Origin of the sequence: Acinetobacter larvae (assembly GCF_001704115.1) — a bacterium.
Classification (GTDB): Bacteria; Pseudomonadota; Gammaproteobacteria; order Pseudomonadales; family Moraxellaceae; genus Acinetobacter; species Acinetobacter larvae.
Window position 1 is genome coordinate 523,672 of sequence record NZ_CP016895.1, and the last position, 19,507, is coordinate 543,178.

The following is a 19,507-nucleotide window of genomic DNA, read 5'->3' on the forward strand; positions in this document are numbered from 1 at the left end:
AAAAATAAGTCTTAAAAATAAGTCGGTCATTTTTGATAGAGCTTGCCGTACAGGATGAGGAGCCCAAACTACACAGCATTTTTTAGTCATAAGTTTTGACCACAATGAAGCGTCTTAGTGTTTACTGTATTTAAAAAATTGATTAATCACAGTAAAAAGATTCAATTTTTGTACAATAAATCTGCAGAACACGACGGTTTAAAAGGCTTCTTTGCAGGGATAAGCAATTAAAAATAATTTTTTTGAGCTACTTTGTGATTTCAACTGGCATAGCTAATGAAAACGCTCGTTTAAATGCAACTGTTATTATGGATATATCATGAAGTTAAACTTGATTAAAAATTCGCTATCGGCGTCTATTTTGTTGGCGCTTGCTGGGGGAAGTACAGCGATTTTTGCTGCGCAGGAGCAAGCTGACGAAAATATAAAAAAACTCGAAACGATCGTGATTACAGCGACGGGTTATGAACAGAATATCGCTGATGCTGCGGCTTCAATTTCGGTGATTACTGCTGAAGAACTCGAGAAAAAATCTTATACCGACATTACCGATGCCTTAAAGAATGTTCCTGGGGTTTATGTGACCGGTGGTGGTAGTAATCAGTCGGTGATGATTCGCGGTATGAGTTCATCTTATACCTTGTATTTAATCGATGGTAAACCGATGCAGGGCAATGATGCTTTTAGCCCGAATGGGAGTTATGGCGGTGCACCGATTAACTTTTTACCACCGATGGAAGCGATTGAGCGTATAGAAGTAATTCGTGGTCCAGCCTCTGCATTATATGGTTCAGATGCAATGGGTGGGGTGATTAATATTATTACCAAAAAACATGCTGATCAATTAACGACGAGTGTGAATTTTGAATATATTAAAGCCGACTCATCCAATAAGGTCAATAACGACAGTACCCATACCAATCTGTATTTAAATGCACCGCTGGTCAGCAAATTATTATCTTTCCAATTGGCCGCAGGCTTTTTAAACCAAGATGAAAGTGATTATAACGGTGGTGGCGCGACCAAGTCGGGGAGTGATCCAGAATTTAAAAGAAAAACGCTGAGCACTAAGTTTGTTTATACGCCAGATGACCTGAATACTTTTAAGTTTGGGTATGACTATAGAAATCAAGAACGAAATACATCACCAGGTAAAAGTGTTGCTGATACCACTGAGCCATCTAGCTCAGAACTTGAAAAATATAACTACAGTTTGACCCATCAATATAAAAAAGACCGTTTATTGATCGAGTCTTATATTCAATATGATAAAGATAAAAACCCATCTCGTGTGGGGAGTAAGGGGTATGGCATCGAAAATCAAACCATCACCGCCAATAGCCAAGGCTCATACTTCTTTGATAAACACGCGTTAACGGTTGGTGTCAATTATAAAAAAGAAGAGCTGAAAGATGGTGCGACCAATGGTTTGGCGGGAGGCGATATTTCAACGCTTGACCGTTATCAATGGTCATTATTTGCTGAAGATACGTGGGATATTAGCCATGATTTGGCTTTAACCCTAAGTGGTCGTTATGATGATAATGAAGACTTTGGTGGGCAATTTAGTCCTAAGGCCTATGCCGTATACAAATTAATGGATGGTCTGAATTTAAAAGGGGGAATCACGGCAGGGTATAAAGCACCAACGCTACGTCAAGGTGCACCTGATTTTGGCTCTGTCTCTAGAGGTGGTGGTTCAATTGGTAATCCTGATCTTGAGCCTGAAACCAGTTTAAACTATGAGTTGGGCTTGGCTTATTCCGATCCAGAGCTCGGCTTGGAGGGAAGTTTAACGGCATTCCGTACGGACTTTAAAGATAAGATCAGTAGTTCGGCTGTACTCGATGGTAGTAAAATTGAAGGAAGTGATTTTTACGTGAAAAACCCATACCTTCCTTATAATGCCAACGGTTGGAAGAATGTCATTAATATTGATAAAGCTGAAATCAAAGGGATCGAACTAACTACCGATTATCAAGTTTTAGATCACCTCAAATATAGACAGTCATATACCTATACCGATAGTGAGCAAAAATCTGGTGCCAATAAAGGCAATCCATTAAATGATATTCCAAAGCATATGTTTAATGCTGGATTGGATTGGGATGTAACAGATCAAGTATTGTTGTGGTCTCAAGTCAACTATCGTGGTAAAACCGCCGGTGGTAGTAGTAATGCAGATGAGAAAGATCCAGCCTATACTTTTATTGATCTAGGTGCGGTTTATAAATATAGCGACAATTTAAAATTCACTGCTGGGGTTTATAACCTTGCCAATAAAGAAGTAACCACAGATGATGGTTATAGCTATATTCTAGATGGGCGACGTTATAGCGTTGGGGTAAATTTTAAATTTTAATGAATTGGGGATTTATCTATAGCACATGTTTGGCATGGCTATAGATAAATCTTTTAATGATCTGAGTATTTATTACGATATATAAAATAAAAAAGCCTCAAGTTTTCACTTGAGGCTTTTCTTGAATCTGGAGCGGGAAAGGAGACTCGAACTCCCGACCCCAACCTTGGCAAGGTTATGCTCTACCAACTGAGCTATTCCCGCATGCCGCGTATATTACCTTATTCAGCAATTAGGTCAACTATTTTTTTAGAATTGTTTTGCTGTTTGGATAAAATAAAAGCATTACTAGTAAAAAACCATTCAATCTGTCATCACAAGCTCGATCTGAGCATCGATATGCGGTGTGACTTGATGAAATATATCGATCTTACATAGGGTTCTGGGTCAATAATCGTTATACTCAGATTATTTTTAGCCAATTGAGGAGCGAACGATGCAGATTGAGCAACAGCTGATCGCAGCCTTACAGCCACTACAAGCGCAACATTTACAAGTGATCAATGAATCTGCTGGACATGGTGGCTATTTCCCTGGAAAGGAATCACATTTTAAAGTTGTTTTGGTCAGTGATAAGTTTGCTGGGTTACGTTTGGTACAACGCCATCAAATGATTTATGCCGCTGCTGCAGATTTGGTCGCACCGGCAAAAATCCATGCCTTGGCGATTCATGCCTATACGCCAGAGGAATGGCAAGGTCAGGCGCCAGATAGCCCACAATGTGCGCACGCACCTAAAAGTACGGGATAGAAAAGGCTATGGATACACATTTGTTGACTAAAATCATTCATATGAGTGCGGTAACTTTGGCGTTGTTGGTCTTTGTTATACGTGCTTTGCCGCTTTTTGTTGGCGCACAAACCCGGCAAGCTAGCTTTTCTTCACCCAAATGGGTGATTGGCTTACAGCATTTGGGTTATACCTTGATCATTCTGACAGGCGTCATCTTATTGGTGATGAAGCAATTTCAAGTTCAGCCTTGGTTTTATGCCAAAATCATTTTATTTTTGGTGTTGTTGTCTACACAGATTAAGGCTTATCGAGCCGGTGACTCTATTCTCTTGGCGCAACGCCGTGCTGGGGTAACATTGGGGGCGGTCGCATTTTGTGCCATTATTGCCTTGGTTGTTATTAAGCCAGTCTTTGCATAAGCAGATATTGCTGTCATGATCGTGTAGTGATCTATAACGAATTAAAATAAAGAGGAAGAGCATGCTGACACGCGTTATTTTTAATCAAAAAGGTGGTGTGGGAAAATCAAGCATCACTGTCAATTTGGCAGCCATTAGTGCTGCGCAGGGGCTAAAAACCTTGTTGATTGATTTGGACCCACAAGCCAATGCCAGTCAATATATTTTAGGTGATGATGCAACTTATACTGCGCAGAAGCCGGCATTGGAACCGAATATTAAAGATTTTTTTGATGAGGTTTTGGGGAATCAACAGTCCAAGGGATTATTGGGTAACGCGTTAGGCTCTATTTTAAAAAGTCGTAGCAAAGGTTTATTGGCTTATGTTCATCAGTCCGCGTATCCGGATTTAGAGGTATTGCCTGCGAGTCCGATTTTAGGTGAGCTGGCGCATGCATTGGAATCCAAGCATAAGATATATAAACTGCGTGATGCAATCCAAGCGCTGGCAAATGATTATCAGCGTATTTATATTGATACACCGCCAGCCTTTAACTTCTTTACTTTATCTGCCTTAATCGCAGCAGATCGGGTATTAATTCCTTTTGATTGTGATGTTTTTTCACAACGTGCTTTACATAGTTTAATTGAAAATATTTTAGAAACCCAAGATGATCATAATCAAGATTTAGAAATCGAAGGGATTATTGTCAATCAGTATCAGCCACAGGCAAAGTTACCGCGTGAAGTGGTTGCTGAATTATCTGCACAAGGTCTACCGGTATTGACGCAAAAGCTAGCGTCATCGGTGATTATGAAACAATCTCATCAACAGAATGCACCGCTGATTCATTTTGCCAAAGAGCATAAGCTTACCCAAGCCTTTCAAGCACTGTGGCAAGAAATAGAACAGCCAGCAGCATCATTTACCCCGTGAGACTCATTATGAAATTAAAACAAAGTATTCTTGTTATTTGTAGCGTTGTATTGGTGACTGGCTGTGCTAGTAATGCGGTGAAACCGACTTATGTATCACCCAGCCAATATCAAAATTATGATTGTTCACAGTTAAGCAGTGAATTTACGCGTATTCAACAATATATCGATGGTGGTGTACAGACACCAAAAAGTAAGGGTGTTGGTGTCGGCGTTGGTTTAAGCGGAGGTTGGGGCAGTGGTGGCTGGGGCTGGGGGATTGGTCCATCTGTGTCAGTCAGTATGGGGCAGTCGTCTAATAGCAAAAAGACTGAATTATCACGTCTCTATGGTCAGCAAGATGCTATTAGCCAAGCCGCGCAATTTAAAAATTGTGCCTATGTTCCGAAACGTTCCACGGCAAAAGCAAAATAATTGAGCTGCTGCATGGTATAGCCTTGCAATAGCAGCAAGGCTTTTAAAAATATTCGCTTTTTGAACTTTTACTCAGTTGTTTTTTGCTCGATTGTTTCTGCCCAGTTTATCTTTTGCTCGGTTTATCTTTTGCTTAGTTGAATGGCGACTATTCTTTTACCGTCAACTGTTATATTGAGCTGAGCATCTTCAAGGTTAAGTGATATTTATATTGGGGGGCACATTTAAAATGTGTTGTAAGTCACATTATCTAAATCTGTGGTCTGAGTGATTTTATATCAAAATATTTCCTTTAAATATTTATTATAATCAATATCTTGTTTTGATTCTCCCGCGTTTTATGCTGGCTGTTGATCGATTGAGAGCAAGATAAATCTTGTCAATTGCCGTGCAGTTCCGATAAGGTGGCGCGACCTAATCGGCAACAGGGCACAAGATGATTGAAAGTTGGCTATTTATTTTTGCGGTATTGGCAGTACTGATCATTCCAGGACCCAGTAACGCATTATTGGCTAGCGCAGCATATCATCAGGGGCGTGCAGTAACATTAAAATTTCTATCCATAGAAATCATAGGCTATGTCTATGGGATTGGCTTATGGGCATTAATGATGCATTTAAGCTCACCTGTTTGGCCAATGTTAAATTCGATTTTACATATTGTCAGTGCGGCATACGTCTTATGGGCTGCATTTTCTTTCTGGCGTAATCGAGATCTTTTACAGTATCGCCGTCAACAACCGCAGATTAAAGCGCAACAATACTTTCTGTCTATTCTAAAAAACCCAAAGACGGTTTTACTTGCCACGGGTATTTTACCTTTAGAAACATGGAACTCTTTTCAAAGTTATTTTATGGTCATGCTGGCTTTCTGCGCCTGCGCCATTCCAAGCGGTTTATTTTGGCTGCATTTTGGTCGAGCCGCATTGGAAGAGAGTTATTCAAGCAAGCTTACCGATCGACTCTATAAGGGATCGGCAATGCTGCTGATGCTGTGTATTTTCCCGACTTTTATTCGTCTATTTTAGTTTGTATTGGCGTTTAATGGATTTTCGACTTTTTAAAAAATTTATACCGTATAAACTCTACGACAGCCGGTAATGCGCTGAGTATAATAATGCCAAAAATTAAGTGGGTGAAATTGTCTTTAACCATGGGCACATTGCCAAAGAGATAGCCCAAGACAATAAAAGAACTGACCCAGCAGAAACCACCAATGATATTGAAGAGAATAAAATAAGAATAATGCATACTACCGGCCCCTGCGACAAAGGGCGCGAAGGTACGAGCGAATGGAAGAAAGCGTGCGAAGATAATAGTTTTACCACCATGACGTTCGAAAAAATCTTGCGTTTTGATGAGGTGCTGTTTATTAATAAATCTGGACTCTATTTCAAATACCCGTGGTCCAATATATTTGCCAATATGGTAATTCAATGTATCGCCCAATACCGCAGCCGTAAATAATAATAAGATCAGTAACCATGGATTGATCATACCGGTTGATGCTGCCAATGCTCCTGCAGCGAAGAGTAAGCTATCCCCAGGTAAGAAAGGCATAACCACCAAGCCAGTTTCTACAAAAATAATCAGAAACAAAATAGCGTAGATCCAAACGCCATAATTTCGAATAAACTCTAATAAATGCTCATCAACATGCAAAATAAAATTGATTAAGTCCATCAGGCCAAAACTATACAAGAAGGTGCTCAAATCCTAGCAGTCTGTTGCGGCAATGTCAGTATGCAAATGCAATAAAATAAATGCTGAATCGTTTTATTTTTGCGACGTTGAGTGTTGATCACTGCGATTTTCACAGTGGGTTTTTATAAATAAGATAAGCAAATTCTTTGACGAGACATTAAAAATGCTAAATCCTAATGTATACATTAAAAAAACTTTAGACCATACCGCCATCAACAGTTTGATTAGCCTTTTAGGGCGTATTTTGGTGGTATATATTTTTATAGTAGCGGGCTGGGGCAAAATCACCAGCTATGCCGATACCGTTCTCTATATGCAAAATATGGGCGTTGCGGGGAGTTTATTGCCGCTCACTATTTTTGTGGAGTTCGGCGGTGGACTCGCAATATTATTGGGTTTACAAACACGACTCGCGGCTTTGGGTCTAGCGGTTTTTAGTGTACTGACCGCCTTGATTTTTCATGAGGGACATGATGATGCCATTAACTTTATGAAAAATTTGAGCATGGCTGGTGGTCTACTTTTTATTGCGCTCTATGGTGCAGGTCGCATAAGTCTTGACCATTTCTTGGAAAAGTCAAATTAACTTGGCATTGCAAGCCATGCTGTTTCATCGTTGATGGCAGCATTGCTGCTGCCTGATGCTAAATTTAGTTTGCAATGGATTTTCAGGTGTTTTGGACAGATTAACGCTGGAATCATGTGCGCTTCTGCAAGAAAAATGCTAGAATGCAGCGCTTATTTCGTTTGCCATACATAGTGTTTGTCATGACTACCAATACTCAAATCACTGAAGACCGCATCCTCATTTTAGATTTCGGCTCTCAATACAGCCAGCTTATTGCACGACGTGTGCGTGAGGCCGGTGTTTACTCCGAAATGTATGCGTATGATATGTCTGAAGAAGACATTCGCGCATTTCAACCGAAAGGCATTATCTTGTCTGGCGGTCCAGAAAGTGTACATGCAGAGGGCAGCCCTCGTGCGCCACAAGTTGTATTTGAGCTCGGTGTTCCTGTGCTGGGAATTTGCTATGGTTTGCAAACCATGTCAGAACAACTGGGTGGTAAGGTTGAAGCAGGCATTGTGCACGAGTTTGGTTATGCCGAAGTAGATATTTTACGACGTGATGCATTACTTGGTGATTTACAGGACCAAGAAAATCAGCTGCATGTCTGGATGAGTCATGGTGACAAAGTCGCTGCCATTCCAGAAGGTTTCCAGGTGACTGCGAGCACAGCAAGTTGTCCATTTGCAGCAGTTTCTGATGAAAAACGTGGTTTTTATGGCGTACAGTTCCATCCAGAAGTAACACATACCACACAAGGTGCAGCATTGTTATCGAACTTTGTACACAAAATTTGTGGTTGTGGTGGACTATGGACTGCGGAACATATTATTGAACTGCGTATTGAACAATTACGTCAGCAAATTGGTACTGAAAAAGTATTGTTAGGACTATCGGGTGGTGTTGATTCATCGGTGGTTGCGGCGTTATTGCATAAGGCAATTGGCGACCAGTTGACCTGTGTATTTGTAGACAATGGTTTGTTACGTCTAAATGAAGGCGATCAAGTCATGAAAATGTTTGCTCAAAACATGGGAATTCGTGTTATTCGTGCCGATGCTGAAGCGCGTTTCCTCAATGCTTTGGCAGGGGTGACTGATCCTGAGCAAAAACGTAAAATTATTGGTCGTGAGTTCATTGAAGTTTTTGCGGAAGAAGCGCGTAAATTAGATGGCGTAAAATTCTTAGCACAAGGCACGATCTACCCTGATGTGATTGAATCCGCTGCGAGTAAGCAAGGCAAAGCGCATGTCATCAAATCTCACCATAACGTAGGTGGTTTACCAGAAGACCTTGCTTTTGAATTGGTTGAGCCATTACGTGATTTGTTCAAAGACGAAGTGCGTAAATTGGGGACAACTTTAGGTTTGCCGCATAGCATGATCTATCGTCATCCATTCCCAGGTCCTGGTTTAGGTGTGCGTATTTTGGGTGAAGTGAAAAAAGAATATGCTGACATTTTACGTCTAGCGGACGATATCTTTATGCAAGAACTTCATGCCAGTGGCTGGTATGAAAAAACGGCGCAAGCCTTTGCCGTGTTCCAACCTGTGAAATCAGTTGGTGTTGTGGGGGATGGTCGTCGTTATGCTTGGGTCATCGCATTACGCGCCGTGGAAACAGTAGACTTTATGACCGCACGTTTTGCGCATCTTCCTTATGATTTAGTTGAAAAAACGTCAAACCGAATCATGAATGAAATCAAAGATGTCTCTCGCGTCGTTTATGATATCTCATCTAAACCACCAGCAACCATTGAATGGGAGTAAAATCGGGCTTTCAAAAAGCACTGCTTTTTGCCCAGATTTTATTAAGTGCTACGACAAGCGCTTAGCGCGCGGCAGCCCGGGTTTTCAAAAAGCGCTGTTTTAGAGCAGTTAAAGATTTAATTTAAAAGGAGGACGCTAAGGCGTCCTTTTTGCCTATACTGCTAGAGCAAAGCTAAATTCAATCTTGAAAATGCCGCACAGTGCAGGGAATATTTTATGATCGTTTTACATCATTTACAGCAATCGCGTTCTATACGGATTATATGGGCTTTAGAAGAACTCGGCTTAGCTTATGAGTTGCTACAATATCAACGTTTACCCAGTTTTGCAGCGCCTGATCAGCTCAAAAAGATTCATCCTTTAGGTAAAGCGCCGATCTTGACTGATGGTGAACAAACCCTAGTAGAGTCGGCATGCATCTTAGACTATTTACAAGGTCAATATGATCTGCAACAGCAGTTTAAGCCAACCGATGCAGCGGCGTTACAACAATATCAATATTGGATGCATTATAGTGAAGCCTCTTTGATGCCGTTATTGGTGATGGGATTGGTGACACGATCTATTGCCAAGCATCCGCGCTTTTCAGAACAAGCCGCAGCACAAGAGTTTTCTGCTGCAATTGCAGCTGGCTATATTTCACCACGCCTTGCTGAACATTTAAGCTATATAGCAGATTATTTTGCAGAACATGAGTATGCCGCGGGGCAATTTAGTTTTGCAGATATTCAATTGGCTTTTGCTTTGCAGATGTTGCCAGAGCATAGCTTAGCCGCGTATCCAACGCTGGTGCAGTATTTAAAACGACTTGCCGCCCGTCCAGCATTTCAAACGGCGATGCAAAAAAATGCACTGTTGGCTGAATGATGTCTAAGATCGCATTACGTTATTTGCCCGGTGCGTCAGGACAAACCCAGTTTTGGCATGCAGCCATGCAGCAGCTTTCTGCTTATCAGGATCAGCAGGTGATTGCTTATCCTGGTTTTGCTGCTTGTCCACAACATCCTCAAGTTTATGATTTTGCTAGTCTGGGACGTTATGTCTCTGCGCAAATCACAGCACCCTGTGTGTTAGTGGCGCAGTCAATGGGTGGGATATTTGCTGTAGAGATGGCACGACAACAACCCAGTAAAATCCGCGCATTGGTTTTGGTTGCGACCTCTGGAGGTATTGATTTGACGCCCTTTCAGGTGGCAGATTGGCGTGACCAATACCAACAGGATTGGGATTTACCAGATTGGTTTGTGACGGCTCGACATGCTGTCATTGAGCCATATTTGTCACAAGTACAATGCCCAGTATTGCTGTTATGGGGCGATCAAGATCCGATTAGCCCTGTGGCTGTGGGAGTCTATTTGCGCCAGCAATTGCCGAATGCACAGTTACAGGTTATTGCGGGTGGAGAACATGATCTGGCACAACGCCATGCACCACAAGTTGCTAAATTTATTGAAAAATTTCTGGCGCAACAGCTGTAATGTGCAGCATGAAATAGTCTAAAATGTGACCAATCGACCTTGTGCTGCTGCTGATCAGTAACAGCACATGCTGGCGTTTGGGTTGGTGTCACAATGCATCGACAGGTGCAAGACTAGGTGTTTGGATTGCAGCTGACAGCTTTATTGAGTAATTCACTTTTTTGGTTATCAAAGCTATATAGCTTTCCAGCATTAAAGATTTTAATGTTTTTGGCTTGGAGAATATTTTGTTTAAAGCTGTCTAGCTTTTTCGTATTATGCTGATCAAATGGATTCCCATAGTTTTTATTGTCCAGTAAAAACTGAATAGCACCAGCGCTGTCATCATAAGCTTTTAAGACCACTTGATTGTCTGCATTTTGAATGCTAAAACTTGGTCGTTGCGTGGTAATTTTACAGTTTAGCCGTAGCGATAAAATAAAAGACTGGGCATTTTTATTTTGTAGGTCATATAAGCCTTGTAAATCATTTTCAATATATACCCATTGACCTGTTGGCATATTGATGAGCAACTCTTGGATTTGCTGTTGTGTACTTTTGGCAATATCCACCACACCTTTTTTATCAATCTCAGGAATTTTATCTTTGGGTCCCAGACCAATGAGTGATTTAATTTTTTGCGTGGTTGTACGGGTATTTTCGCCCAGTGATTTATGGCTTTGACAGCCACTGATGACAAGGCTGATTGCAATGAGTAGGGGCAGGCAAGTGTGTTTTAGAATGAGCTTAGGCATATAAGTTATTCCACTGTATAGATATTATTGTGCAAGATTGTACAAGTGTTTATTTTACATCTTCTCTGACCGAATGGAGGAAGATTTCTCTTACAAGACGCTGATGTGCAAATGCAAGAATATTGAAAGCCGAGTTTAGAGCTTGATCATGCAGCATAGCATACTCCATGCACCGCCATTCTCTTATTGCAAAACATGTTCTGTCTTTTGTGTATGATGGAATTCTATAGATCTTATTTTTCATTTGTAAAAGCTTGGCAGCATATAGCACTTTAATACAATAGGGCTCTTAGTATGAGTGAGTTTTTCCTTAATACACGATTTTATAAAAGACTTCCTTGCGAAGAAAAGAATATAAACGAACAATTATTTCTTCTAAAAAGAATCATAGAAAATTTAGTGTTAGTTAATCCAGTATTTTCAAAATGGTATGTAAATAACCCAACCAACAAAAAAACACTTTTTGAATATCCTTTTCCATCACAAAAAGCTGATCATTATCTTTTAAATTTAAGGAAGAAGGATATTTTTCAATCTTTTTCCTTATGGAATGGAGAGGATAATTCTAATTTCGCAAGTATTATTTTTACTACGTTCGATATTAGAATGACCTTTGAAAAAGTAATTGATTGGCAAGAAGTAGTACAAATTTTTAGAATAATATTAGATTATCTTAGGGTTCAATATATATATGTGAGTAGTGATTTTATAGCGGATACTAATATATTTCCGCATCGACTTGTAACGACGCCAATTTGCTATATCCCCCAAAAAATAGAAGCTAACGAGCTCGCTTATCTTTATCAACAAATTAATATCACTAATCAATATAATCAGGGTTCAATTCTTGTTTTTGATGAAAATTGGTTTATCGAAACAGCATCTTTGAAGAAAAAAATACAAGAAAACGCTTTAGCCTTGGTTGAATTGGGTTTAATCCCCACAACTGAATTACCGGATAATTTTTTCGAACAATAAACACGCTATTTGCCCTTCTGCAATGAGCATATATTATTTATGTTGAACTCAGGTTATTCTATAGATCAATATAGACATCATCTCTGCTAAATCTATAGCCAGATTTGGCAGAGATGATGAGCTATTTAAATTTTTAAATAAAGCGATTGTGGTACTGTTAATCAAGATGTTCTTTAGTGCTGATGATCTTGATCTTGCTCACCTAACATCTGATTAAGCATCTCTTGATCCGATAAACCATGACGACGGACCTGTAAGCAATAAATAAATGCACCCAATAAAATCCAGCACACCAAAATGACATATTCGGGCGCCAATAATGACAAAGACGTACCAGGGATTAGCGTCATTAAAATAATACCCAATGCACCTAGGGCACCAAGGATTGGTAAAAAACCATATTTCGTTTGGTAGGGACGAGGGTTATTGGGGAATTTCCGTCTGATTTTATACATGCAAAAGACGGTGACCACCCAAGATAGCCCAACATAAATACCACCAGTGTCAAGAAACCAAATCATGGCGCCTTTGCCGAGCCAGCCCAAAGCAATGGTCATGATAAATGTCATTAGCAATGCATTGAGGGGAACACCTTTATGATTGAGCCGCCCTAAGAACGCTGGAAGTAACCCGCCGCGACCCATGGCAAAAATAATACGCGAACAGCCGATAGCCATTCCTAACGATCCCGTTGCCATGCCTAAAAAAGCAATGCCCATCGCGGCATAGCCTAAGGCTGGATAGCCTGCATGTGTGAAGGTTGCAATCGCACCAAATTCTAACTGAGCAGATTGCTGCCAAGGAATAATCATGGCTGTGCCGAGTAGGACCAATACATAATAAGCACCCGCTAAGAAAATCGTTACTACCACCGCTTTGCCAATTTTTTGTGCAGAAATATTCGCTTCTTCGGCGAGAAGGGAAACCAAACTAAAACCTGTTAGAAAGGTCAGTGCTGGGATAACAAACTTAAAGGTATGTAAGGTGCCTTGTACTGCCATGTTTTGCTCGGCGGGTATGGCAAAGGCTGGCCAAAAATTTGCCCATTTCCCCAATACAATACCCGCGGCGGCCAAAGCAACCCCCAATAATACTTTGACTAAAAATAAGAGTTTTTGTGCCCGTGCGCCCACATCAACACCACGGGTATTGAGGATAAAAAATACCATGACCAAAATTAGACCTGCCAGCAAGCCCCATAAATAGACCTGACTGCCACTGATGCTATAGAGTGGAATGCTTTCCATCAAAGGCTTTAGGCTTGGAATACCGGTGCTAATCAGCCCACCAAAGGCCGCCATATAAAAAGCCGTGCTGCTGATAAACGCGCCAATCAGTAGCCAGCCCACAATAAAGGCTAAGGTTTTGTTATAGGCAATAAAGCTATAAAGAATTTCACCACCAGCTCTGGGGAATTGTGCTGCCAATTCTGCATAAGATAAGGCAATACATGCCGCCAAACAGGCTGCCAACACCATGCCCAGTACCACACCACCAGCACCATATTGGGCAAAAAAATTACTGGTGGTATAAATCCAGCCTGAACCAATAACACCGGCAGCACCGAGCATGACCAAGGCGCTAAAGCTCAATGATCGTTTTAACGAATTTTGCATATGATTTCTCGACAGTCCTTCCTAGACAGATGTTTTTGAGTAGATTGCTTGTGCTTGCTGGCTAAAGTAGCACCACAGTTGATTACCAAAATCGTAATGCCACCATTCCGTGGGTAGGTTGGTAAAGCCTGCGTGTCGCATTGCCCAATAGAGCACGCGGCGGTTATGTTGTACGGTGGGATCGGTCTGGGTCTGTTCAAAGCTTGCTGTCCAACTGTATTCACTGGCTTCGTCGAAGGCTGTTCCCATATCTAAGGCTGTGCCGTGTTCATCACATAAAGTCAGATCAACCGATCCACCTGTTAAGTGCGGACTCGGTTTTAAGGGATCTTCACTGGGTTCAGCCACGAACAGTGCCAAAACTTCTGCCAATTGTTCGGCACTCATTGCGGGATTTTTTTGCATGATGTCATGGCGAAAGCATTCGATTAACTGCTTTTGCAGCAGATAAGGGCGCCATGCATCCAGAATCAGTAGATGATAACCTGCGGGCAAATATGTACTGGCATCTTGAAGTCGTGCTGCCACAGATTGACGTGCATAGCAGTGTGGCTGTGCAAAAGGAATACCTTGTTGATGGTAAATTGCCGACACCTGAATACGGCAATTTTGCATATCATTCAAATTGACCAATGGCTCACCAGATTCGATGATGTGCTGTTGGTAAACCGCATTCCAATCCATTTGCGTTATTGAAGGTATAGCCTGCAACATATTTAAATCCTTAATTTTGAAACAAAATAACTTAGTCCTCAGTAGAAGATGGCGTTTGATTTGCGGTAGGAGTAGAGATTTTATGTTGTGGTGATGTGGGAGAAATCACTGTAACAATACAGTATTATCATAATATAGCGATCACTTTCAATGCCTTGCTTTTAATCAAGCGGCGAAAATGATGTTATAGAAATGATCTTATATCAGCTATTCAATGACAAACCCTAGCGCCTCAGTGGCGGTTTCGGCAGCATATGTTCAGCATGTTTTTCATTTTTATACTGTTGTGGTGTTTTGCCGATGTGGCGTTTAAACATGCTGCTAAAGGCGCAGACATTCTGATAGCCAAGACTTTGTGCAATGTCGGCAACAGATTTACCACGTGCTAATTTGGCAATAGCCAGTGCAATATGCAGATGTTGTACCCATGTGCGATAAGATAGTCCAGTTTCTCGTTGAAAGAGTCGAATCAGCGTACGTGGGCTGGCACCGACTTGGTCACTTAGGCGGTTCAAGTCTTTTAATTGCTGTGGTTGTTCTAATAATTGCGTACAAATTGTCAATAATCGCTTATCTGTGGGCCATGGAATCTCAAATGGAAAGTTATCGGCATTCTGGATCTCATATAAGATAAGTTGTTGCAAGGCATGTCCCAATTCCATCGCTGTTTGTGGGCTTTGATGACTGAGTTGTTCCCATTGGTTAAAACGCAGCAAAAGTTCACGGAGTAGATTACTGACTTGTAATAAGAAACATTGTGATCCCAAGGCTTGTGCAACGGAGGCTGTGACCAGCGCCGTGCTGAGCGTCACTTGGCTAAGAGCTACCACGCTATGTTCAATATGGGCTGGAATCCATAATGCGCATTTGGTTGGCACAATCCAAACATGCGCAGGTGTGTGTACCCGAATACTGCCCGCAGAGGGATAAAGTAATTGCGCGTGACCATGGCAATGTGGAGCAATCACACTCTGATAGGCATGCTGAGTTTCTAGCGGAATGAGAAGCTGCGTAGGCTGGATGCGCTGTTCATACATAAACAAGGGGCTCAGGTTTTTATAAGCAGAGATTGTCACTTATACAATGATTTATGGAACATTATGCTGTATATGACAAATTACAATAGCACACTCCTATGGATTAGTTTGAGGTTTTCATAATGGAATCGCCAAGTAATGCAAAGCAGTCGACGTCAATAAACACACCAGCCAAGGTCAGCACAATGGTACTGCCGATGCTGTTTGCGGTAGCATTTGCTCATTTGCTCAATGACTTAATACAAGCTTCCTTGCCCGCAATTTATCCGATGTTACGTGCTAACTTTGCATTAAGTTTTGCGCAGATTGGACTGATCTCACTGGTGTATCAGTTAACTGCTTCGTTATTACAACCTTGGATTGGTTTATATACAGACAAATATCCGAAGCCTTATTTATTGCCCTTGGGAATGGCGGTGACATTATTGGGCATTGTATTGCTGGCTTTGGCACAGAGCTTCTATATGCTATTGGTTTCAGCTGCATTTATTGGGGTGGGTTCTTCGACCTTTCACCCAGAAGCATCGCGTGTGGCACGGATGGCATCAGGCGGGCGTTTTGGAACAGCACAATCGACCTTTCAAGTCGGAGGCAATACAGGAAGTGCCATAGGACCACTTTTAGCCGCGGCGATTATTGTTCCCAACGGGCAGGCAGCAGCGGCATGGTTGGTTTTATTTGCCTTAATTGGGGTATGGGTATTGTATCGGGTGAGTCGCTGGACGATTCGACATGCTGCCGCCCAAGCCCAAAAAACGGCTGTTGCAGTCGGCTTGGTCAAATTAGAAGGGATAACCTTGGTTCGTGCCATAAGCGTTATTTGTGCTTTGATGTTAGCAAAGTTCACCTATATTGCCAGCCTCAGTAATTACTATACTTTTTATCTCATCGATAAGTTTCATGTCAGTATTCAGCAAGCTCAGCTGTATTTGTTTGCATTTTTGGCTGCGGTGGCTTTAGGCACTTTTGTTGGTGGTCCGATTGGTGATCGTATTGGTCGTAAAGCAGTGATTTGGGTTTCTTTTTTAGCGATGGCACCCTTTGCATTGCTCATGCCTTATGCAGATTTATTGTGGACTTGTGTACTGGCAATTATTGCAGGCTTAGTGATGTCTTCTGCCTTTTCTGCGATGGTGGTCTATGCCCAAGAAGCGATGCCCGGACGAGTGGGTATGGTTGCAGGCTTGATGTTCGGTTTAATGTTTGGCATTAGTGGTATTGCTGCTGCAAGTTTAGGTTATTTAGCCGATGTCCGTGGTATTCAATGGGTCTTTCAACTATGTTCTTATTTGCCTTTATTGGGCTTGTTGACCTTATTCCTACCCAATACACGTGCCGCAAAAACGACGCCATAATGCTATCAGGCAATGATTTAGTCGGTATGGCAAGCGTAGCAGTAGAGCAGAGCGCATCATAAATATGCTGCGCTTGCCATTTAAAGTGGATGAATCAGGGGAGAGAATAGGGCTATTCGGCTATTGAGTATTTCTTGCTGGGAAAGGCTAGGTCTATAACAGAATAGCGCTTACTTTATTTAGGCGTACCAATTAATCCGATGCTGCTGCCAGATTAAATTGGTGCCAGATTAAATAGAGTAACACTATACATGCTACAAGCATGATGCCGATATTGAAGGATAAGGCGTGGTTAAATGCTTCGCGGATGTGTTCTAAATTGGGCTGTGTCTGACTTGTTTGGGGCAGGGTTTGTAAGTGCCGATATAACAAACTTCCAACCATTGCTGCACCGAATGCCGCACCGATTTGTTGTAAGGTCGCCAGTACCCCAGATGCCATACCCACATATTGCGGGCATATAAAACTGAGCGTCCAATTCAACAGTGGAGTCATGATCATGCCTTGGCTAAAGCCTAGATTCAACATCAGTGGCAATAATAAAATGATATGTTGTTGCAAATTAAATTGTTGGTTACAGAAAATTAAGGCCACATAACTCAATAGGTAGAGCAGTGCGCCAATCAATAAAACCTTTTGTCCAAAACTTTGCTGCCAACGTGGTGTGAGCCAAGATGCTAAAATAAAACCAATACTGGCAGGCATAAATAGTAGCCCAGATTGTAAGGGATTTAATGCAAAACCCGACTGGAATAAAATAGTCATTGCCATAGGAAAAGCACTTGATGTGGAATACACCGCAAGTACAATCAATCCACCACATATAAAAGATTTATTCTTGAGTAAGTTGACATCAAGGAGTGGGGTGCGTGCCTGCTGCAATAATTTTTTTTCATATACATAAAATATCCAGAGCATGCCAGCACCGATAGTGATGCTGCCATAACTCAACATAGACCAGCCTATGGCGGGAAGCATGAGAATAGGTATTAAAATAAAGATCAACGCCAGTGCTGAAATGATTACGCCTATCAGATCTAAGCCGAGTTTTTGTTCTAAGGGGTGGGACAATAAGTGTTTGGAGCCATAGAGTGCAATGATGCCAATTGGAATATTCACCAAGAAAATATTACGCCAGCTCAATCCCCATAGGTCGAGTTGAATGATCCAGCCACCGAATACTTGACCTGCTATGGCAGCTAAACCTAAGCTCATACCAAGACAAGAAAATGCAAATTTGGCTTGTTGTGCATTAAAATTTAAACGGATGCTGGCATATACTTGTGGAAATAAAAGTGCAGCAGACAGACCTTGTATCAAGCGTGCGATGATCAATGTCAGCGTATTGGGAGCCAAGGCACAGGCGAATGAACTTACTGTAAAGCAAAGCATGCCAACTTGATACAATTGGCGACGCCCATAAATATCTCCTAGACGCCCGCCTGTAATTAACAATAGACCAAATCCCAATTCATACAGCACAATAATAAGTGTTATTTCGGTGAGGTTGGCAGATAGGTCTTTTTCAATACGAACAATGCCAACATTCACGACGAAGAGATCAAAAATTGTCACAAAGCCAGCCAATATCAGCACGCTCAAGGCATAAAATTGTTGTCGTGTCATGCTATTTATTTCACTCAAATCAATGTCGAGTACTGACTATAAATTTCCTTGGAAACTGCTACAATTTTGTAGTTTATACAGGTACAAGTAGTCATAGTATGCAAAATCGGCGACAACGTGTACGCCCTGAATTGGCTGATTTTTTACAAAGAAAGCGTGCCAGTCTTTGCCCTGAAGCATTTGGTATTGCTCGACATGCCAGACGTAGAGCCCCAGGTTTACGCCGTGAGGAAGTTGCAGCTTTAGCTGGTGTCGGCGTTAGTTGGTATACTTGGCTGGAACAGGGGCGGGATATTGGTGTTTCTAGTCAGTTACTCGACCGTCTGGCGCAAGTATTACAAATGAATTATGCAGAAAGAGAACATTTGTATTTATTGACCCAGATGCGTGTACCCTTAGAAACAGGGGATACAGAACACGATGTTCCACATCTGATTCAGCGTATGTTATTGGACCTTCCAGCAAACTATCTATGCTATGTCTTGAATTTACATTGGGATGTTTTGGCATTTAACGCAAAGGCAGATCAGTATTTTCAATTTTCGAGTACAACACTGGCAGAAAGAAATTTTCTATGGCAATTGTTTGATAATCCATTGTATCAAGAGCGTTTGTTTGATTGGTCACAAGATGCTGAGCAATTGTTATCGAGTTTTCGTCGTGATTTTGTTCGCGTGAAGCAGCATGCTCAGATACAACATATGATTGCAAGCTTAAATCAACGTTCAGCAACATTTCGACAGCTTTGGGCTCAGCACGATATCTATCAACCCTGTACAGGACAGCGCCGCTTACGTTATTGCAATCAGGTCGAGCAATATGCGTATACGTCTCTTACTTTTGACTTGGAAAAGCATCGTCGCTTGATTGTCTATGCACCTTCTTTTTAAATTCAAAGCTCAAGACTTCCACTTCATATAACTGCATCCGAAATTTTTGCTACAGCGGTGAAAAAATTATGTTTAATATTTAATTTTTCTACATTATGCTGTTAGTATAAGTCTTGCGAAAGTTGCTTTAAATACTAAGAAATGCTTGATTTTATTGATGTAGATAAAATATTTAAAAAATTTTGTGCATGCTTTA

19 protein-coding genes and 1 tRNA gene are annotated in these 19,507 nt (G+C 41.4%); 13 read left to right on the forward strand and 7 right to left on the reverse strand.

What is annotated here, in order from left to right; all coding sequences use genetic code 11:
- Window positions 1-319: 319 nt before the first annotated feature.
- Window positions 320-2,362, forward strand: coding sequence for a TonB-dependent receptor domain-containing protein (locus tag BFG52_RS02340; RefSeq protein ID WP_067552107.1), 2,043 nt, complete (start codon window positions 320-322; stop codon window positions 2,360-2,362).
- Window positions 2,363-2,490: 128 nt separating this feature from the next.
- Here the strand turns inward: BFG52_RS02340 and BFG52_RS02345 are convergent.
- Window positions 2,491-2,566 (reverse strand) — tRNA-Gly (locus tag BFG52_RS02345).
- 232 nt (window positions 2,567-2,798) lie between these two features.
- Here BFG52_RS02345 and BFG52_RS02350 point away from each other — a divergent pair.
- From BFG52_RS02350 to BFG52_RS02370, 5 genes are all read left to right on the forward strand, one after another.
- Complete coding sequence (locus BFG52_RS02350; protein WP_067552110.1) at window positions 2,799-3,113, forward strand: BolA family protein; 315 nt, start codon at window positions 2,799-2,801, stop codon at window positions 3,111-3,113.
- Window positions 3,114-3,121: 8 nt separating this feature from the next.
- A complete protein-coding gene (locus tag BFG52_RS02355) occupies window positions 3,122-3,514 on the forward strand; it encodes a SirB2 family protein (protein ID WP_067552114.1) in 393 nt (130 codons plus the stop codon).
- 61 nt (window positions 3,515-3,575) lie between these two features.
- Window positions 3,576-4,430 carry a ParA family protein gene (locus BFG52_RS02360; protein WP_067552117.1) on the forward strand — a complete coding sequence of 285 codons (855 nt, stop codon included), beginning with the start codon at window positions 3,576-3,578 and terminating at the stop codon, window positions 4,428-4,430.
- 8 nt (window positions 4,431-4,438) lie between these two features.
- Window positions 4,439-4,843: a hypothetical protein gene (locus tag BFG52_RS02365; protein WP_067552119.1), complete on the forward strand. Its 405-nt coding sequence runs from the start codon at window positions 4,439-4,441 to the stop codon at window positions 4,841-4,843.
- 436 nt (window positions 4,844-5,279) lie between these two features.
- Entirely contained in the window at window positions 5,280-5,870 is a 591-nt protein-coding gene (locus tag BFG52_RS02370) for a LysE family translocator (RefSeq protein ID WP_067552122.1), read from the forward strand.
- A gap of 13 nt (window positions 5,871-5,883) precedes the next feature.
- Here BFG52_RS02370 and BFG52_RS02375 read toward each other — a convergent pair whose 3' ends face one another.
- Complete coding sequence (locus tag BFG52_RS02375) at window positions 5,884-6,525, reverse strand: DedA family protein (RefSeq protein WP_067552125.1); 642 nt, start codon at window positions 6,523-6,525, stop codon at window positions 5,884-5,886.
- A gap of 184 nt (window positions 6,526-6,709) precedes the next feature.
- Between BFG52_RS02375 and BFG52_RS02380 the strand changes: the two genes are divergently transcribed.
- From BFG52_RS02380 to BFG52_RS02395, 4 genes are all read left to right on the forward strand, one after another.
- A complete protein-coding gene (locus tag BFG52_RS02380; RefSeq protein ID WP_067552128.1) occupies window positions 6,710-7,132 on the forward strand; it encodes a DoxX family protein in 423 nt (140 codons plus the stop codon).
- A gap of 182 nt (window positions 7,133-7,314) precedes the next feature.
- Window positions 7,315-8,883 carry a glutamine-hydrolyzing GMP synthase gene (gene guaA, locus BFG52_RS02385; protein ID WP_067559020.1) on the forward strand — a complete coding sequence of 523 codons (1,569 nt, stop codon included), beginning with the start codon at window positions 7,315-7,317 and terminating at the stop codon, window positions 8,881-8,883.
- 216 nt (window positions 8,884-9,099) lie between these two features.
- Window positions 9,100-9,750, forward strand: coding sequence for a glutathione S-transferase family protein (locus tag BFG52_RS02390; protein WP_067552131.1), 651 nt, complete (start codon window positions 9,100-9,102; stop codon window positions 9,748-9,750).
- Window positions 9,747-10,361: an alpha/beta fold hydrolase gene (locus BFG52_RS02395; protein ID WP_228703797.1), complete on the forward strand. Its 615-nt coding sequence runs from the start codon at window positions 9,747-9,749 to the stop codon at window positions 10,359-10,361. The genes BFG52_RS02390 and BFG52_RS02395 overlap by 4 nt, the downstream gene beginning before the upstream one ends.
- Before the next feature lie 113 nt (window positions 10,362-10,474).
- Here the strand turns inward: BFG52_RS02395 and BFG52_RS02400 are convergent, their stop codons facing one another.
- Window positions 10,475-11,095 carry a hypothetical protein gene (locus BFG52_RS02400; RefSeq protein ID WP_067552134.1) on the reverse strand — a complete coding sequence of 207 codons (621 nt, stop codon included), beginning with the start codon at window positions 11,093-11,095 and terminating at the stop codon, window positions 10,475-10,477.
- Window positions 11,096-11,389: 294 nt separating this feature from the next.
- Here BFG52_RS02400 and BFG52_RS02405 point away from each other — a divergent pair, with 294 nt between their 5' ends.
- Complete coding sequence (locus BFG52_RS02405) at window positions 11,390-12,073, forward strand: hypothetical protein (protein ID WP_067552137.1); 684 nt, start codon at window positions 11,390-11,392, stop codon at window positions 12,071-12,073.
- A gap of 173 nt (window positions 12,074-12,246) precedes the next feature.
- Here BFG52_RS02405 and BFG52_RS02410 read toward each other — a convergent pair whose 3' ends face one another.
- From BFG52_RS02410 to BFG52_RS02420, 3 genes are all read right to left on the reverse strand, one after another.
- The gene (locus BFG52_RS02410) at window positions 12,247-13,689 is read right to left on the reverse strand and encodes an APC family permease (protein ID WP_067552138.1); all 1,443 of its coding nucleotides are present in this window, start codon (window positions 13,687-13,689) and stop codon (window positions 12,247-12,249) included.
- A 21-nt stretch (window positions 13,690-13,710) separates the two neighbouring features.
- The gene (locus BFG52_RS02415; protein ID WP_067552141.1) at window positions 13,711-14,403 is read right to left on the reverse strand and encodes a M15 family metallopeptidase; all 693 of its coding nucleotides are present in this window, start codon (window positions 14,401-14,403) and stop codon (window positions 13,711-13,713) included.
- A gap of 224 nt (window positions 14,404-14,627) precedes the next feature.
- The gene (locus BFG52_RS02420) at window positions 14,628-15,440 is read right to left on the reverse strand and encodes an AraC family transcriptional regulator (protein ID WP_067559029.1); all 813 of its coding nucleotides are present in this window, start codon (window positions 15,438-15,440) and stop codon (window positions 14,628-14,630) included.
- A 185-nt stretch (window positions 15,441-15,625) separates the two neighbouring features.
- On the opposite strand from BFG52_RS02420, the gene BFG52_RS02425 reads away from it, so the two are divergent.
- A complete protein-coding gene (locus tag BFG52_RS02425; protein ID WP_228703823.1) occupies window positions 15,626-16,795 on the forward strand; it encodes an MFS transporter in 1,170 nt (389 codons plus the stop codon).
- Window positions 16,796-16,987: 192 nt separating this feature from the next.
- Here BFG52_RS02425 and BFG52_RS02430 read toward each other — a convergent pair whose 3' ends face one another.
- A complete protein-coding gene (locus BFG52_RS02430) occupies window positions 16,988-18,421 on the reverse strand; it encodes an MFS transporter (RefSeq protein WP_067552148.1) in 1,434 nt (477 codons plus the stop codon).
- Between the two features lie 98 nt (window positions 18,422-18,519).
- On the opposite strand from BFG52_RS02430, the gene BFG52_RS02435 reads away from it, so the two are divergent.
- Window positions 18,520-19,311 (forward strand): helix-turn-helix transcriptional regulator, encoded by a 792-nt coding sequence (locus tag BFG52_RS02435; RefSeq protein ID WP_067552151.1) that lies wholly within the window; start codon window positions 18,520-18,522, stop codon window positions 19,309-19,311.
- Window positions 19,312-19,507 lie beyond the last annotated feature (196 nt).

Coding starts and splice junctions, on each gene's coding strand:
- BFG52_RS02340 (WP_067552107.1), top strand. CDS start 320: ATGAAGTTAAACTTGATTAAAAATTCGCTATCGGCGTCTATTTTGTTG.
- BFG52_RS02350 (WP_067552110.1), top strand. CDS start 2,799: ATGCAGATTGAGCAACAGCTGATCGCAGCCTTACAGCCACTACAAGCG.
- BFG52_RS02355 (WP_067552114.1), top strand. CDS start 3,122: ATGGATACACATTTGTTGACTAAAATCATTCATATGAGTGCGGTAACT.
- BFG52_RS02360 (WP_067552117.1), top strand. CDS start 3,576: ATGCTGACACGCGTTATTTTTAATCAAAAAGGTGGTGTGGGAAAATCA.
- BFG52_RS02365 (WP_067552119.1), top strand. CDS start 4,439: ATGAAATTAAAACAAAGTATTCTTGTTATTTGTAGCGTTGTATTGGTG.
- BFG52_RS02370 (WP_067552122.1), top strand. CDS start 5,280: ATGATTGAAAGTTGGCTATTTATTTTTGCGGTATTGGCAGTACTGATC.
- BFG52_RS02375 (WP_067552125.1), bottom strand. CDS start 6,525: ATGGACTTAATCAATTTTATTTTGCATGTTGATGAGCATTTATTAGAG.
- BFG52_RS02380 (WP_067552128.1), top strand. CDS start 6,710: ATGCTAAATCCTAATGTATACATTAAAAAAACTTTAGACCATACCGCC.
- guaA (WP_067559020.1), top strand. CDS start 7,315: ATGACTACCAATACTCAAATCACTGAAGACCGCATCCTCATTTTAGAT.
- BFG52_RS02390 (WP_067552131.1), top strand. CDS start 9,100: ATGATCGTTTTACATCATTTACAGCAATCGCGTTCTATACGGATTATA.
- BFG52_RS02395 (WP_228703797.1), top strand. CDS start 9,747: ATGATGTCTAAGATCGCATTACGTTATTTGCCCGGTGCGTCAGGACAA.
- BFG52_RS02400 (WP_067552134.1), bottom strand. CDS start 11,095: ATGCCTAAGCTCATTCTAAAACACACTTGCCTGCCCCTACTCATTGCA.
- BFG52_RS02405 (WP_067552137.1), top strand. CDS start 11,390: ATGAGTGAGTTTTTCCTTAATACACGATTTTATAAAAGACTTCCTTGC.
- BFG52_RS02410 (WP_067552138.1), bottom strand. CDS start 13,689: ATGCAAAATTCGTTAAAACGATCATTGAGCTTTAGCGCCTTGGTCATG.
- BFG52_RS02415 (WP_067552141.1), bottom strand. CDS start 14,403: ATGTTGCAGGCTATACCTTCAATAACGCAAATGGATTGGAATGCGGTT.
- BFG52_RS02420 (WP_067559029.1), bottom strand. CDS start 15,440: ATGTATGAACAGCGCATCCAGCCTACGCAGCTTCTCATTCCGCTAGAA.
- BFG52_RS02425 (WP_228703823.1), top strand. CDS start 15,626: ATGGTACTGCCGATGCTGTTTGCGGTAGCATTTGCTCATTTGCTCAAT.
- BFG52_RS02430 (WP_067552148.1), bottom strand. CDS start 18,421: ATGACACGACAACAATTTTATGCCTTGAGCGTGCTGATATTGGCTGGC.
- BFG52_RS02435 (WP_067552151.1), top strand. CDS start 18,520: ATGCAAAATCGGCGACAACGTGTACGCCCTGAATTGGCTGATTTTTTA.